The 15,553-nt window shown below is 42.8% G+C and carries 14 protein-coding genes and 1 pseudogene; 8 read left to right on the top strand and 7 right to left on the bottom strand.

The annotated features are described in order from the left end of the window. Nucleotides 1-109: 109 nt before the first annotated feature. Both ctaD and ACE3JL_RS10405 read right to left on the bottom strand, forming a co-directional pair. Entirely contained in the window at nucleotides 110-1,786 is a 1,677-nt protein-coding gene (gene ctaD / locus ACE3JL_RS10410; RefSeq protein WP_271992013.1) for a cytochrome c oxidase subunit I, read from the bottom strand. A 29-nt stretch (nucleotides 1,787-1,815) separates the two neighbouring features. Then, complete coding sequence (locus ACE3JL_RS10405) at nucleotides 1,816-2,781, bottom strand: cytochrome c oxidase subunit II (RefSeq protein ID WP_375329416.1); 966 nt, start codon at nucleotides 2,779-2,781, stop codon at nucleotides 1,816-1,818. Nucleotides 2,782-3,095: 314 nt separating this feature from the next. On the opposite strand from ACE3JL_RS10405, the gene ACE3JL_RS10400 reads away from it, so the two are divergent. Next, nucleotides 3,096-4,016, top strand: coding sequence for a heme A synthase (locus ACE3JL_RS10400; protein ID WP_375329415.1), 921 nt, complete (start codon nucleotides 3,096-3,098; stop codon nucleotides 4,014-4,016). 13 nt (nucleotides 4,017-4,029) lie between these two features. Beyond that, nucleotides 4,030-4,980, top strand: a complete 951-nt coding sequence (locus ACE3JL_RS10395) for a heme o synthase (RefSeq protein ID WP_271992018.1) — start codon at nucleotides 4,030-4,032, stop codon at nucleotides 4,978-4,980. A 49-nt stretch (nucleotides 4,981-5,029) separates the two neighbouring features. Here the strand turns inward: ACE3JL_RS10395 and ACE3JL_RS10390 are convergent, their stop codons facing one another. Beyond that, the gene (locus ACE3JL_RS10390; protein WP_375329414.1) at nucleotides 5,030-5,173 is read right to left on the bottom strand and encodes a hypothetical protein; all 144 of its coding nucleotides are present in this window, start codon (nucleotides 5,171-5,173) and stop codon (nucleotides 5,030-5,032) included. 110 nt (nucleotides 5,174-5,283) lie between these two features. Then, on the bottom strand, nucleotides 5,284-6,618 hold the full coding sequence (gene dnaA / locus ACE3JL_RS10385; protein ID WP_271992022.1) for a chromosomal replication initiator protein DnaA: 1,335 nt from the start codon (nucleotides 6,616-6,618) through the stop codon (nucleotides 5,284-5,286). An 83-nt stretch (nucleotides 6,619-6,701) separates the two neighbouring features. Between dnaA and def the strand changes: the two genes are divergently transcribed. Beyond that, the gene (gene def / locus ACE3JL_RS10380; protein WP_271992024.1) at nucleotides 6,702-7,268 is read left to right on the top strand and encodes a peptide deformylase; all 567 of its coding nucleotides are present in this window, start codon (nucleotides 6,702-6,704) and stop codon (nucleotides 7,266-7,268) included. A gap of 137 nt (nucleotides 7,269-7,405) precedes the next feature. Continuing rightward, nucleotides 7,406-8,269: pseudogene (locus tag ACE3JL_RS10375) on the top strand (IS5 family transposase). A 144-nt stretch (nucleotides 8,270-8,413) separates the two neighbouring features. Here the strand turns inward: ACE3JL_RS10375 and ACE3JL_RS10370 are convergent. The 3 genes from ACE3JL_RS10370 to psb30 form a co-directional block, all read right to left on the bottom strand. Further along, on the bottom strand, nucleotides 8,414-9,808 hold the full coding sequence (locus ACE3JL_RS10370) for a hypothetical protein (RefSeq protein WP_375329413.1): 1,395 nt from the start codon (nucleotides 9,806-9,808) through the stop codon (nucleotides 8,414-8,416). Nucleotides 9,809-9,839: 31 nt separating this feature from the next. Next, complete coding sequence (locus ACE3JL_RS10365; RefSeq protein ID WP_375329412.1) at nucleotides 9,840-12,149, bottom strand: NACHT domain-containing protein; 2,310 nt, start codon at nucleotides 12,147-12,149, stop codon at nucleotides 9,840-9,842. A 230-nt stretch (nucleotides 12,150-12,379) separates the two neighbouring features. Next, nucleotides 12,380-12,499 (bottom strand): photosystem II reaction center protein Ycf12/Psb30, encoded by a 120-nt coding sequence (psb30, locus tag ACE3JL_RS10360; protein ID WP_002736367.1) that lies wholly within the window; start codon nucleotides 12,497-12,499, stop codon nucleotides 12,380-12,382. 194 nt (nucleotides 12,500-12,693) lie between these two features. On the opposite strand from psb30, the gene ACE3JL_RS10355 reads away from it, so the two are divergent. The 4 genes from ACE3JL_RS10355 (at nucleotide 12,694) to arsC (ending at nucleotide 15,382) form a co-directional block, all read left to right on the top strand. Then, complete coding sequence (locus ACE3JL_RS10355; protein ID WP_375329411.1) at nucleotides 12,694-13,032, top strand: ArsR/SmtB family transcription factor; 339 nt, start codon at nucleotides 12,694-12,696, stop codon at nucleotides 13,030-13,032. Nucleotides 13,033-13,157: 125 nt separating this feature from the next. Continuing rightward, a complete protein-coding gene (gene arsB / locus ACE3JL_RS10350; RefSeq protein WP_002780507.1) occupies nucleotides 13,158-14,303 on the top strand; it encodes an ACR3 family arsenite efflux transporter in 1,146 nt (381 codons plus the stop codon). A gap of 9 nt (nucleotides 14,304-14,312) precedes the next feature. Continuing rightward, entirely contained in the window at nucleotides 14,313-14,960 is a 648-nt protein-coding gene (gene arsH / locus ACE3JL_RS10345; protein ID WP_375329410.1) for an arsenical resistance protein ArsH, read from the top strand. Between the two features lie 23 nt (nucleotides 14,961-14,983). Beyond that, nucleotides 14,984-15,382 carry an arsenate reductase, glutathione/glutaredoxin type gene (arsC, locus tag ACE3JL_RS10340; protein WP_271988776.1) on the top strand — a complete coding sequence of 133 codons (399 nt, stop codon included), beginning with the start codon at nucleotides 14,984-14,986 and terminating at the stop codon, nucleotides 15,380-15,382. The last annotated feature ends 171 nt before the right edge of the window (nucleotides 15,383-15,553 follow it).

Raw genomic sequence — 15,553 nt, 5'->3', positions numbered from 1 at the left:
TTTTTCAGTGTTGCCAAAGGCACGGCGTAGCCGTCCAGTAAACAGTAATCAGTGAACTGAAAACTCACATCTGATCACTGATAACTGATAACTGATAACTGATAACTGATTATTGGGATTCCGCACCCACTTCAGCGAGGAGATCTTGTACTGATTCCTCTTCTTCCGATTCCTCCATATCAATACCGTAATCGTAGGGGCCAGACCAAAGAATCGGCATTTCCTCGAAATTCTCGATAATTGGGGGGGAGGAGGTTTGCCATTCTAGGGTTAAAGCGCGCCAAGGATTACGGCCAGCAGGTTGACCTTTAAAGGCACTCCAGACCATATTAATAGCAAAGGGAATACTCGATATACCGAGAATATAAGCTCCTGCGGTACTAAGAACATTTAAATCCTGAAACTGCACATCATACAAAGCAATACGACGGTTCATACCCAATAATCCCAATTCGTGCATCGGCATGAAAGTTAAATTCAAACCGATAAAAGTGAGAACAAAGTGGATACGACCGAAAGTTTCGTTATACATCCGTCCGGTCATTTTTGGGAACCAATGGTAAACGGCAGAAAACAGAGCCATTGCCGTACCACCAAATAGTACATAATGGAAGTGACCGACGACAAAATAGGTATCGTGGACGTGGATATCGAAGGGAACAGAAGCCAACATAATCCCAGTCAAACCACCGATGAGGAAGGAAGACAGGAAACCGATCCCAAATAATAAAGACGTATTGAGACTAAGTTTACCCCCCCAAAGAGTGGCACACCAACTAAAGATTTTAATGCCCGTGGGAACGGCGATTAACATAGTTGCCGCCATGAAAAACATCCGTAACCAACCGGGGGTGCCGCTGGTGAACATATGGTGGGCCCAAACGATTAAACCCAAGAAACAGATGGTGAGACTGGAATAGGCGATCGCTCGATAACCAAAAATCGGTTTACGCGCATGAACTGGTAATATCTCCGATATCGTGCCGAAAAAGGGCAAAATCATGATATAAACAGCAGGATGGGAGTAAAACCAGAACATATGCTGATAAACCACTGGATCGCCGCCGCCGGCAGGGTTAAAAAAGCTCGTGCCGGCGATTAAATCAAAGGACAAGAGAACGAGAGCAGAAGCGAGAACGGGGGTGGAAAGCAGTACCAGAGTCGAGGTGGCCAGCATTGCCCAACAAAATAGCGGCATACTGTACAAATCCATCTCAGGAATCCGCATTTTCAGGATCGTGGTGATGAAATTAATCGAGCCTAAAATCGAAGAAGTCCCGATCAATAAAAGGCTCAAAATCCACAATTCTTCCCCCCATTTGCCGCTAATTAAGCTTAGAGGTGGGTAGGAAGTCCAACCGGACTGGGGTGCGCCGACAAAGAAACTGGATAATAATAGCAGCCCGCCGGGGGGATTAAGCCAGAAAGCTACAGCGTTAAGACGAGGAAAAGCCATATCTTCCGCCCCAATCATCAGGGGAATGAGATAATTGGCAAAACCTGCCCCAACCGGAACGATCCAAAGAAAGATCATGATCGTTCCGTGCATGGTCATGAATTGGTTATATAGTTCCGGGGAGACAAAATCGGGGTCGGGAGTGGCTAATTCTGTCCGCAGCACTTCCGCAAAAGCACCGCCAATAAAGAAGAAAAGAAAGGCAGTCACCAGATATTGAATCCCGATGACTTTATGATCGGTGCAGAAAGTAAAGTAATCCGTCCACTTGCGGTGATGGATCACCTCGGGAACGGTTGCTGGGGTGGTTATTTCCGTTGATGCTGTCATAAGGCCAAGATTTTAGATGACAAGAAAAATTACATTTGCTGCTGATGGGCAACTTGGGCGAGGATTTCACCGTTTATGCCCATTTCTTCGGTGTAGGGGGTCAAATATTGACTATCAGAGCGATCTTTAGCGGTCATAGCTACGGTTCGATCGCTGTCAACTTCGGCGATCGTGTTATCCTGCACCCATTGGTCGTAATCGGCTTGGGAGTGAACCACAAAGCTAGATTTCATACCGCCGTGATAGGCCCCGCAAAGTTCTGCACAAATGATCGGATATTGACCAATTTGGTTGGATGTGAACGATAACACCGTTTCCTGTCCGGGGATAACGTCCTGTTTTAGACGCAATTGGGGAACCCAGAAAGCATGGATCACATCCCCTGCTTCCATATTCAGTTGCACGGGACGATTGACGGGAGCGTGCAGTTCTCCGGAAACAATGCCGGTTTCGGGATAGGTGAAGATCCAAGCGTATTGAATACCTTTAACATTGACCACTAGGGGGGGAACTCCTTCACCATCGTAGGAATTGCCGATACCTAGGGCTACTCTGCGATCGCCGCCCATGGCCATCATTGTGCCGTGGTGATGACCGTGGTGGGCGATTTCTCCTTTGTCACCTTTAGAAATCAAGGGATCGAGACCGCCGATATTGTTATAAATCTCGAAGCTATAGACGGCAAGGATAAAAACGATTACCGTCGGGATGGCTGTCCAGAAGATTTCTAGGGGGACATTGCCCTCCACTGCCGGCCCGTCGGTTTGATCGCCGGGTTTACGGCGAAAGCGAATCACTATATAGACAATCACGCCTTCAACTATTAAAAATAGTCCCGTGGCGATGGTCATCATCAGATTAAAGATATTATCTATCTCCTGAGCATCTTCGGAGGCGGCCACAGGCATTAAACCATGATTTTGGCCGTACCAGAGACTAATTAAGGTTAAGGTGATCCCGAGTACAAGCGTCAGGATACTGCTGGGAATTTTCACGGTCTTTTCAATATTTTTAATAGTGGCTACTTATTCAAGGCTAAAACATGATTCCCCTATAGATGGGAAATTTAACCAGCATCTTCTGAGAATTTTATCTTTTCTTTGGGATCGTTTTCAGGGAAAGTATTTAAAATAACTAATTTTTATGTTTTATTCTGAGTTTATGTAAACAAATGTAACGGAAATGTCCAGAAATCTAAAGAATATCTAAAAGGTTTTACCAGTCGTAAAAAAACTCATTCACAGTGATAACTGACTGGCAAACCAAGCCAGTATCTTTGATGACAGACTCCTTGAGAACAGGCAAACCGATGACCGAATCTGTTTTTAACCCGACACCCCTAAGAGAAACCGGCAATATTCAGGTGTGGATGCGCCGCTTAGTCTGGAAAATTGCGATCGCTACTTTCGCCCTCATGGTGGTGGGCGCTGCCACCAGAGTTATGAACGCCGGTTTAGCTTGTCCCGATTGGCCTCTCTGTTACGGTCAATGGATTCCCAGTCAGCAGATGAATCTACAGGTATTTCTGGAGTGGTTTCACCGTCTCGATGCCTCTTTGATCGGGTTTAGTACGATCGCTCTCGTCGGTCTGTCTTGGTGGTATCGTCGCCATCTTCCTACTTGGCTGTTGCCATCTGCGATCGCCGCTTTAGCTCTAATTCTCCTGCAAGGAGTCCTGGGAGGATTAACCGTCACCCAATTACTGCGATTTGACATCGTAACCGCCCATTTAGCCACAGCTTTGCTCTTTTTTGCCACCTTAATCGTCATTGCTATCGGTCTGACTCCCTACCGTGGCACAGGTACAGTCGGGAAACTAACCGGGATGGGAATGGTTGCCACCGGTCTAGTTTATCTGCAATGTCTCCTCGGCGGTCTCGTCGGTTCCAGTTGGGCAGCCCATCAGTGTTTAACAGTTTCCCAACTCTGCACGGTGATGAATAGCCACATTATCGGGGTTTTTCCCGCCACCATCTCGGTGTTAACCCTAGTTTTCTTCGCTTGGCGAGCTGCCGCTATCCCTCCTCTCTTTAAAAAACTAGCTTTTAGCGCCGGGGGATTAGTCGCCCTACAGGTGTTTTTAGGCGTTGCCACCCTGAAACTACATCTCCAGGTGGAACCCTTAACCATTACCCACCACAGCATCGGTGCGCTATTGGTGGCAACCCTCGTCGCTTTTACCACTTTTGCCCTTCGCGATCGTTCTTTCGCGTCTATAAGCCATCTCTAAGGATTTAATCACGATGACTGGAACTCAAGCCCTTCGCCACCACGATAATTTTTTACAAGTCGCTAAAAGTTATTATCAACTCACTAAACCGCGAATTATTCCTCTACTGCTGATTACTACGGCCGCTTCTATGGAAATCGCCTCTAAAGGTCAGGTTTCCCCCCTCTTACTCTTTCTTACCCTCCTCGGTGGCACTCTCGCCGCCGCCGCCGCTCAAACCTTAAACTGCATCTATGATCGCGACATCGATCACACCATGCTTCGCACCCGCGCCCGCCCTATTCCCTCCGGCCGCGTGCAACCCCTCCACGCCCTCATTTTTGCCCTCGTTTTAGCTTCCCTTTCCTTAGCACTTTTTGTCTTTTTTGTCAATACTTTGAGCGGATTTTTAGCAATGACCGGTATCGCATTTTATATGCTGATTTATACCCATCTGCTCAAGCGTCATACTGTCCAAAATATTGTTATCGGTGGCGCGGCTGGCTCGATTCCTCCCCTCGTCGGTTGGGCGGCAGTAACGGGCGATCTCGGTTGGATTCCCTGGATTTTATTCGCCATTATTTTCCTCTGGACTCCTCCCCATTTTTGGGCTTTGGCTTTAATGATCAAGGATGATTATGCAGAAGTAGATATCCCGATGATGCCCGTAGTTAAAGGGGAAGAAGCCACTAGCGAACAGATTTGGCTCTATACTTTAATCGTTGTTCCTTTCACTTTCCTCCTGATTTATCCCTTGGCTGCCTGTGGTGTGGTTTATGGTCTAGCGGCTTTGATTTTAGGGTTTGTTTTCCTGAAAAAAGCTTGGCAATTAAAACAGAATCCTTTTGATCGAGACATGGCTCGATCGCTGTTTAAATATTCCATTCTTTACATGATGTTATTATGTACAGCTATGGTGATCGATAGTTTACCCATGACCTCTCGTCTCCTCGCTACAATTGCCAATTTATTCTCCTGTAGTTAATCTCAGTTATCAGTAATCAGTGAACAGTAATCAGTGAACTGATAACTGTTCACTGTTCGCTGAAAATACTCCCCACTCCCTGCTCCCCACTTCCCAATTCATAATTCCCAATTCCCAATTCATAATTCCCAATTCCCAATTCATAATTCATAATTCCCAATTCATAATTCATAATTCCCAATTCCCAATTCATAATTCCCAATTCATAATTCCCAATTCATAATTCATAATTCATAATTCATGATTCCCAATTCCCAATTCATAATTCCCAATTCATAATTCATAATTCATAATTCCCCCCGACTACTGATTGCGACTGAGGGAGTTAATTCGCTCGATGAGTTGGGCTAAGATTTCTTGTAATTGTCGATCTTGATGTTGGGAAAGGTTGATTTTATCACAGCTATAAATAACGGTGGTGTGATCTTTGCCGCCAAATTCTTCGCCAATGCGCGGTAAACTTAAATCCGTGTGTTGACGCATCAAATACATCCCAATCTGTCGAGCAAAACTAATTTCTCGCCGGCGGGAATTTCCCTTTAGATCAGCGATCGAGAGTTGAAATTTTTCCGCTACTACCGCCATAATAATCTCAGGAGAAGTGGCAATTTTGGCCATTGGTGGATTTAAAACCGGCGCGATATTTTCTACTGTCATCGGCAATCCAGAGATAGAAATATAAGTAGTAGCTCGGATTAATGCCCCCTCTAATTCGCGAATATTAGAAGTATAATTAACGGCAATATATTCGATAACTTCTCGTGGGAGACGCAGATTTTCGTACTCGGCCTTTTTTTGTAAAATTGCCATACGAGTTTCGATATCTGGTGCTTGAATATCGGCCACTAATCCCATAGAAAAGCGAGAAATTAAACGATCCTGTAAACTGGGAATCTGTTTAGGGAGGCGATCGGAGGCTAAAACCACCTGTTTTCCCGCTTCGTGCAGGGTATTAAAGGTATGAAAAAATTCTTCTTGAGTGTATTCTTTTCCTTCAATAAATTGCAGATCATCCACTAATAATATATCGGCATGACGATAATGATTACGAAAATTTTCCATACTATCTTGACGGATAGCGGTAATTAAATCATTCGTAAATTGTTCCGTCGATACATAAAAAACCCTAGATTGAGGATATAATTCCAGACGATAATGACCGATCGCTTGCATTAAATGGGTTTTACCTAATCCCACCCCACCACAGAGAAAAAGTGGGTTAAATTCGCGTCCGGGTAATTCCGCTACCGCTAAAGCAGCTGCGTGGGCCATGCGATTAGTTGGACCAACAACAAAACGAGAAAAATTATATTTAGGGTTAAGTTGATTGGTGGGGGATAATTCTGATTCTAAGCTAGTGTTGGGCTGGAAAATAGCGATCGAATCCCCCTGTTGTGCCGTTAGTTGAATCTCGACGGGATAACCGACGATATCCTCCACTACTTCGGCAATTGTTGACAGATAATTTTTCTGAAGATGGTTAAGAATAAAGGGATTGGCAGCCTGAATTACTAAGCGATCGTTTTGCCATTCTTTAACCGTCGCCGTTTGAAACCAAGTCTCGAAAGCAGGACGGGATAATAGTAATTTTAGACGCTCTAGGAGATTATGCCAAAGTTGTTGGGCGCTGCTATCCACGGTTAGTTTTGATCAATAAAGTTGCTCTAGTGCTGCTGCGGGGAAACCTATCAGTTTAGCGAGATTTTGCCGGTCAAGATAAAATGATTTTCAGAGGGAAACAATTAATCTTTAGACAGATGACGCAAGTTTTAACAATCATCCAATTAGGAAATCTAATTCTACAGCAAAAAGCACCAGCGATTGATAATTTTCTCGATTCTGACTGTCAAAATTTGATCGATTCCCTAATTACCACCGTACAAGCTGCCCACGGGGTGGGAATCGCCGCGCCCCAAGTTGCTCAGTCTCTGCGTCTGTTTATCGTTGCTTCTCACCCCAATCCTCGTTATCCCGACGCTCCGATCATGTCACCCACTGCCATGATTAATCCGCGTATTTTGCAGGTGAGCGAGGAAATGGTCAAGGGTTGGGAAGGTTGTCTCAGCGTCCCCAATTGGCGCGGTTTTGTCCCCCGTCATCAGTGGATTGAGGTGGTCTATTGCGATCGCAATGGTCGGGAAATCCATCAAGTGTTCAGCGATTTTCTGGCCCGTATCTTTCAACACGAATACGATCATCTGGAAGGAATCCTCTTTCTCGATCGCCTTGCTTCTCCGGCGGATTTATACTCGGAGGAAGAATACCAAAAAATTAGTAATATTGCTTAATATAGCGTTTCCCAATCTCATGAGGTACACTAAAATCTTAACTCCTGACTTCTGACCCATCAAAACCTAAGACTTTAGATCTCTTGCATAAGTCGAGACAAAATAAGATAAAATAGTCCAAGAGTTAAGATTGAAAGATGAATTACGAACAAGTAAAAACTTTAAAGCCAACAGAGTTCAAACGCTTGTGTGGCATCTATCCAGAGACATTTAAGGATATGGTAACAGTCCTAAAGGCAGAAAAAGTTTGGCAAAAAAAGACAGGTAGACCGAGCAAATTGAGTACGGAAGACCAACTACTAATAACATTAAAATATTAGCGAGAATATCGCACCTATTTTCATCTGGGAAATAGTTGGGGTGTGAACGAATCAACGGCGTATAGAATTGTTAAGAAAGTAGAGAATATTCTCATCAAATCAGGTCTGTTTAATCTACCGAAAAAAATCCCTATTAGAAATTAATAGTGAAATAGAAGTAATAGTGATGGATGTGTCAGAACAGGAGATAGAAAGACCCAAAAAAAAACAGAAATCATGCTATAGCGGGAAGCAGGGATACCACACATTAAAGTCGCAAGTCGTTGCCGATCTCGCGCAGCGAGCGCGTTGCGACCAAAAAAGCGAGCAGGTAATCTGTGTCCGTTGTGAGAAAGGAAGAGTCCATGATTTTTGGTTGTGGAAAGAGAGTAAAATAGGGTTAAATAAGGAAATAGAAATATTAGGGGATAAAGGCTATCAATGGATTTAGAAAATCCATCAAAACAGTCAAATCCCTCATAAAAAAAGAAAAAAGAAAAACTAAGTAAAGAGCAAAAAAAAGCCAATCGTCAGTTATCACAACGGCGCATAGTTATAGAACATATTCATCGTCGTCTCAAAATATTTCGGATACTTTCATCAAGATACAGAAATCGCAGACGGCGATTTGGTCTGAGATTGAATTTGATTGCTGGTATCTACAATTACGAACTTTGTTACCGACAAAAGGATATATCTTGATTACTTTTGCAAGAGATCTAGTAAACAGTGATCAGTAAACAGTAATCAGTAATTAGTTATCATTTCATTGTTTACTGTTCACTGTATCTCAACAGTAGAAGAATTTCTATAACATCGTCAAGTTTATTACTGTTTGGGCGACTATCACTGCCCATCTAAAAGGCCTCTGAGGGGGTTGCGGGCTTTTTCTTCTAATTCTTTACCTCGCACCCAAAGGACAGTACAAAATCCGAAGATAACTAGCCAAAATAGGGATATTGATTGCCATTCCCAAGATAGGCGATGATACAGAGCAAAAGAGGTAAACCCAAATACAATGGGAAACCAACAAAACCAGGGAAAAGCTAATATCGACAAGAATCGCACCCATCCTAAATCTGTTTCTTCTTTAGCCAGATACCAAATTTCCAAACCAAAGCCAATAGCCGCTGCTCCAGCCACAGCCGCAGCCACAGCCGCAGCCCAAGCCGCAACCACAGCCACAGTCCCAGCCGCAGCCACAGCCACAGCCGCAGCCCAAGCCGCAACCACAGCCCCAACCACAACCCCAGCCCAAGCCACAGCCGCAGCCACAGTCCCAGCCCAAGCCACAGCCCAAGCCACAGCCCAAGCCACAGCCACAGCCCCAGCCCCAGCCACAACCACAGGCACAGCCACAGCCACAGCCACAGGCACAGCCACAGCCACAGGCACAGCCACAAGCCCAGCTTCAGCCTTAGCCACATACAAAGCTGTCACCCCTTCCCAAACTAGGTTTTTTCTGAGTAGTCGATACCATTCTCGGCAAAACGTCCAGGGTCCCAGTAAGCCCAATTGCATCAATAAAGTTGGCTCTGATAGCTCTGATTTTTCTTCTTTGGCTTTAAATTCTTGCCATAAAACTATTAAAAAATACAGCACAATAGCAATTGTGATTGCCATCAAGCCATTAACCCAACTTTTTGGCTGACTGTACATGATAGCGAATATTTCAAATACAGATGCAAGAGAAAGCAAGAAGACAACAGTTATAACAATTAGATATTCTCGGCCTTTTTTAAACTCGTATTCTATTTTTTCAAAAAGATTGCGCCAGTCGTTTCTTGTGGGTAGGCGGTAGTTGATTAAGCGAAACAGTAAGGCAAATTTTAATTCAGGTGTCAGACTATTAAATAAATATAACCAACGCTGGTTTGGAGTGATTTTACTTAAAACTCGATCAACAAACTCTATTTTATTGTCTAAATTTTCAAGTGAAACCGATTCCAATTCATTTTTAAAAGAACTCAACTGAGTCAGATTAATTTCATTTTGTAACTGAATCGCACATAAAGGAATGACTAACCGAGGATCGACTTCAAAAGTGATTTTAGGAATATCATCAGCAGAGCTTTCAATAATTGCAGCAGCAACTTTCTTGACAGTAGCAGAGAACTGAAAATTGCTTGAATTTTCAAAAGGTTGCCAAATCCAATTTAAGTCCGTTTCGATTACCTCTTGTGGCTGGCGCTTTTGTTTGACGGCTCGATTTTTTAGTCGGCGAATGAATCTGAATAGCATTAGTTTTCCTTTATGATAGAGTGCGATTGCGTTAAGCTTGACTATCTTCTAACTGCTTCAACAGTGCTGCAAGTCGAAAACTTACTTTTCCGCTTAAGTTCGGATCTTCCTGCAATCTTGCAAGTGCCTCAGCCGCTTCTGGTATGGCAATTTTAACTAGATCATCCATTGCTTCTATAGAGCCTTTTCGAGCTAAAGATTCTAGTTGATTGACTGCTAAACCTCCCATTCTGATTAACGCTTCTCGCACTTCTATAAAATGGGGTTGATTGGGATCATAGTAAATAACTAATTTTTCTACTGCTTGAGGCAAATTAGTGGCAGATAAGGCTTGAGCCGCTGCTTTTTGGCTGGCTGAATCATCTAAACTAGCAACTAAAAAATCAAATAATGCTTTCCCTCTAGGACGAAAATCAGCCGCGACTGAGCCAAAAGCACTACAAATTGATTCATCGGTTCTCAATTGTGTTTTAAAATAATCTATAATCTCCTGAGCAACTTCTGGTTTTACTTCTTGAGCATCTGCTAAACATTCAAATGCTGTCAGTGTATCTTGTTGATATACCGCCGTAATTAAATCCGTACTATTGTTTGCCAATCCACACCATAACTTGACAATTTCTAGCCAGTCGCTAGGAGCATTTTGCCATTTTTGAATTAATTCATCTTGTCTGTTTGTTAAAGCTGCTGCTACGAAATATTCTGGTAGAGTGAGATGAGGAAAATAATAACGCTGTCCGCCATCAATGCGAAGCAATAATCCACTGCGTTTGACGATTTCATCAACGATAGAATTAGCCTCTTTAGGCTCTAGATTTAATGAAGGTAAGACTTGTTTAACTTGTTCCCATACTTCAGAATCAAGAAGACTGCGGCGATCTTGCTGTTGTCGATTAGTGCTATCCTGAGCATAGAGTGCTAAATGTTGCAGAACTCGCCGCTTGTTGACACCACTATATTGATTAGGGATATTTCTTTCTTGATCGCGCAATTCTAATAAAACATCAGTAGCTTTAGTGTAAAATTCGGCTCGCGAATGAGGTAAAACGAAGGGAGTATCAGTATAAAGATAGACGATGATTGTTAACAGTAGGGGATTCCGCGCCAGTGCCATAATTTTCGGTCTAGCTCGCAAGTTTTGAATCAATTGTTCTACTGATTTCTCTGGCGGCATTTCCGACTTCCAAGCTTGCAAAAAGCGGCGCATTTGTTGGTCACTAAATTCGTCAATCTCTAAAGTTTCCTCGGTGTTATCGACAAACTCATCATGATAAACAGCCGTCCGACAGGTAATAATTACCCGACATTCTTTATACTTTTCTAATTCTAAAAAGTCTTTAAGACACCGAACAACAGAAGAGCGAATGCCACTACTAACCTCATCTAACCCATCTAAAAGCAGCAGCAAACGTCCGTCTTTTAAACCTTGAGAGATGAAACGATTAGCTTTGGGAAAATTATGGCGATCGCAAACTTCTACTAACTGTTGTTCTAACTTTTCTACTGTCAAATTAGCCTCATTGAGGCGGTTCAATTCTAGTAAAATTGGCACGGGACGATCGGATAAATTTTTGAATCGTCCTTCTGAATAGGAAAGTGCTAGATACTTTAATAACATCGACTTTCCCGAACCAGGCGCACCTTTAACCACTAAGCGGCGGTATTTTTGCACCGCATTTTCTGCTTCAATCAAAGAGCGATCGCTCGCTTTAAAAGCTTTTAAAGAAACATAAATCTCCCGCATTTCTAGGGGACGATGAGGACGAAGAATTATATTAACTTTTTGATATTTATCAATTAATGCCTGTCGATACTTTTTAAGAGCAATATTTTCAAATAATGGCGTTCCAGCAAAGGTTTTATAAATCCATTTATTAATCGCTTCTAAAGACTGATTGAGCCATTTTTTCAAGGTATCCCTAATAACAGTCCCCACAATACCACCCAAAACAAGAATAACAAGCCCAGGTATCCAGGCAGGATATTTATTAATATCATATTGTTGTTCATAGATATCCCATAATTGAGCCTGTGGAAAACAAGAAGCTTGAGAATTTGCCTCTTTATACAAATTTAAAATATCACCAATCGTCTTTTTCTTCTTATCAGTATTGAAAAAATTCAACCGGTCAGCTTCTGCATCTTGTTTTGCCCGATTTTGAATATCTCCCCTAAGTTGGTTACAGGGATTAGGTGCAGGAAGCTTTTTAGTAGAAACAGGCAAAATTGTCCCCCACGCGACTGAAATTGCCAGCGCTAGGACAAAAATCATCAATAACTGCTGCTTTTTCCAGTGAATAAACTTCATTGTCTGTACCGTTTCTTTGCCTTTTTCCCACATCCTGGCTACCAATATAACACTGATTCATACAGTATAGGCTACATATAAGGAGAGGCACTCATGCACGAGGGGGAATAAATAATCAGTTTTTAATAACCAGATTCAGTATGATAACTGATGACTGATAACTGATAACTGATAACTGATGACTGGGTTTTAGACAAAAAATCTCTCCCTAAAGAGGAGAGAAGTCAAAAAAAGCACGAATAACAATGGGGGGGAGGCGATTTTTATAGGTCGCCACCACGAAAAGCTAGTAGGAAAATGACAAAGGGGCCAGCTAACATGATTAGCGCCACGAAGGTGAGTTGAAAAATGGGTTCTAAATTGAGAGCCGCAAATAATTCCATGATGTCTCCTAACCTGTTTACAATGATTTAAAAGGCTAATCTGGTCAAAACCATTGTCTCTGGTCAAAACCATTGTCTATCATACAGGGGATGATTCGCTGGTTTTCCTGATTCGATACAAAAATACATAAAGTTTTGTTGCAATTCTGAATTTTCCCGCTTTCTTATTTCCTTCCCACCGAGGGACCCTCTCAATGTTCAACTCTCTGGCCACATCTCCCGACTCGTTAACCCAGATTTATACTGGTTTTCAGGCACTCTCGGATCCCCTACGGCTGCAAATTCTGCAACTGTTGCGACATCAGGAATTATGCGTCTGTGAATTGCGCGACCATCTCGATATCGCCCAATCTAAATTATCTTTTCACCTAAAAACGCTAAAAGAAGCCAATTTAGTCCGCAGTCGTCAAGAGGGTCGTTGGATCTACTACAGCCTAAATCTATCTCAATTTCTTCTCCTAGAAGAATATCTATCGGAATATCGTCGTTTTAGTTCCCTCGTCCCCGCTCGTTTCTGCGAGGAAAATCAGTAACCAATCAAGATTTTTAGAAATATTAAAGCTTTATGAATGGCTTTTACCCTTGACATATCAACTTTTTTTGAAATAATAAAGGTGGATTACCCAATCTCCCATCATTCCCTTTCCACCTTTGTGCGATGACTAATCAAATCAATCCTAAAGCCGCCAAAGCTGGCGGTAGCCTTAGTGTTTTTGAAAAATACCTTACCCTTTGGGTTATTTTCTGTATTTTGGCGGGAATTGCCCTCGGTCGGTTATTTCCGGACGTAGCGCGGACTTTAGATGCCATGAGTATCTATAACGTTTCTATTCCGATCGCCATCTGTCTTTTCTTCATGATGTATCCGATCATGGTTAAGATCGACTTTTCTCAAGCTCTCCGGGCTGCCCGTACTCCCAAACCAGTTATTTTAACTTTAGTGGTTAATTGGCTGATCAAACCCTTTACCATGGTGGCGCTGGCTCAATTTTTTCTCGGCTGGCTGTTTCTGCCTTGGTTGAGTCAAACGGAGATTATCCGAGGACAGACGGTAAGTTTAGCTAGTTCCTACACTGCTGGAGCTATTTTACTGGGAATTGCTCCCTGTACGGCCATGGTTTTGATGTGGGGCTATCTTTCCTACAGTAACCAGGGTCATACCCTAATTATGGTAGCAGTCAATTCCCTAGCGATGCTTTTTCTCTACGCTCCTCTAGGTAAATGGTTACTGGCAGCTAATAATTTTGTAGTCCCCTGGCAGACCATTGTTTTTTCTGTGTTAATCTACGTTGGTTTACCGCTTATTGCTGGTATCTATAGCCGTCACTGGATTTTTAAACATAAAGGACGCGCCTGGTTTGAATCGCGTTTTCTTCACTATCTCAGTCCTGTGGCAATCACTGCCTTATTGTTAACCTTAATCCTCCTCTTTGCTTTCAAAGGCGATTTAATTGTTAGTAATCCCCTGCATATTTTCCTGATTGCTATTCCCCTCTTTATTCAAACTAATCTGATTTTTTTACTTAGTTATGTGGCCGCTCTCAAACTCAATTTAGTTTACGAAGATGCCGCTCCCGCTGCTTTAATTGGTGCTAGTAATCATTTCGAGGTAGCGATCGCCACTGCGGTGATGTTATTCGGATTGAATTCGGGGGCTGCTTTAGCGACAGTAGTGGGGGTATTGATTGAAGTACCTGTGATGTTAATGTTGGTAGAATTCTGTAAAAAAACCGCCTTTTGGTTTCCCAGAGATCCAGAAAAAGCCACCCTTCTCGATCCTCGTTGCTTGAGTTCTTACAAATAATTATTCACCATGATCCAATCGACTCACAAACCGAGAATTCTTTTTCTATATGGTTCTTTGCGGCCACGTTCCTACAGTCGTTTATTAGCAGAAGAAGCGGCCAGAATTATCACTGAATATGGGGCAGAAGTGCGCTTTTTTGATCCCTGTGAATTGCCGATTTATGGCAGTGTTTCCGATACTCATGCCAAGGTGCAAGAATTACGAGAATTAAGTCAATGGTCTGAGGGTCAAGTCTGGTCTTCTCCCGAACTTCACGGCAATATTAGCGGCATTATCAAAAACCAAATTGATTGGATTCCCTTAAGTATTGGTGCGGTTAGACCCACTCAAGGCCGCACTTTAGCAGTCATGCAAGTAAGCGGAGGTTCCCAATCTTTTAATGCAGTTAATACCCTGCGAATTCTTGGTCGTTGGATGCGAATGTTTACTATTCCCAATCAGTCTTCGGTGGCTAAAGCTTATCAAGAGTTTCACGAGGATGGCACGATGAAAGATTCCCCCTATCGAGATCGAGTTATTGATGTGATGGAGGAACTTTATAAGTTTACCATTCTCCTGCGAGATCAGGTAGATTATCTGACTGATCGCTATAGTGAAAGAAAGGAAAAAGCCGCCGAAGAAATAGCCACAATTGCCCATAAAGCTATTAATTAAATCAATTTCTAGGAGTTAAAATCATGAAAAAAGTCATGTTTGCCTGTAGAAAAAATTCCTGTCGTTCCCAAATCGCCGAAGGTTTCGCTAAAACTTTAGGCGCGGGTAAAATTTCCGTCACAAGTTCCGGATTAGAAGCGGCCAAAGTTCACCCCGGAGCAATCGAAGTTATGGGGGAAATTGGTATCGATATTACCGACCAAACTTCCAAATCAATTAGGGATTTTAATCCCGAAGATTACGATGCGGTTATATCCCTATGTGGTTGCGGTGTCAATCTGCCGGAAGGATGGGTTTTACAGGAAATTTTCGAGGATTGGTTAATTGATGATCCCGATGGTCAACCCATCGAAACTTTTCGCCGAGTTCGCGATGAAATTAAGGCTAAAGTTGTCGGATTAATCGAGCAGTTAAGTAGGTAGTTGTTAAAAGTTGTCAGACACCCCCCTTATTAAGGGGGGCAGGGGGGATCAGAGGCAAAATCTATTTTTAATTTAATTATAACTACTTACTTAAGTTAATTTTCCCCCAAAAATCTTCGGCTCTCTTGTCGTTTGTGTGATAGATTTTAGCGATCAAATCTGTCTTCCTCT

Origin of the sequence: Microcystis sp. BLCC-F210, from assembly GCF_042134685.1 — a bacterium.
Taxonomy (GTDB): domain Bacteria; phylum Cyanobacteriota; class Cyanobacteriia; order Cyanobacteriales; family Microcystaceae; genus Microcystis; species Microcystis aeruginosa_D.
This window is presented reverse-complemented; position numbering and strand designations above follow the sequence as displayed.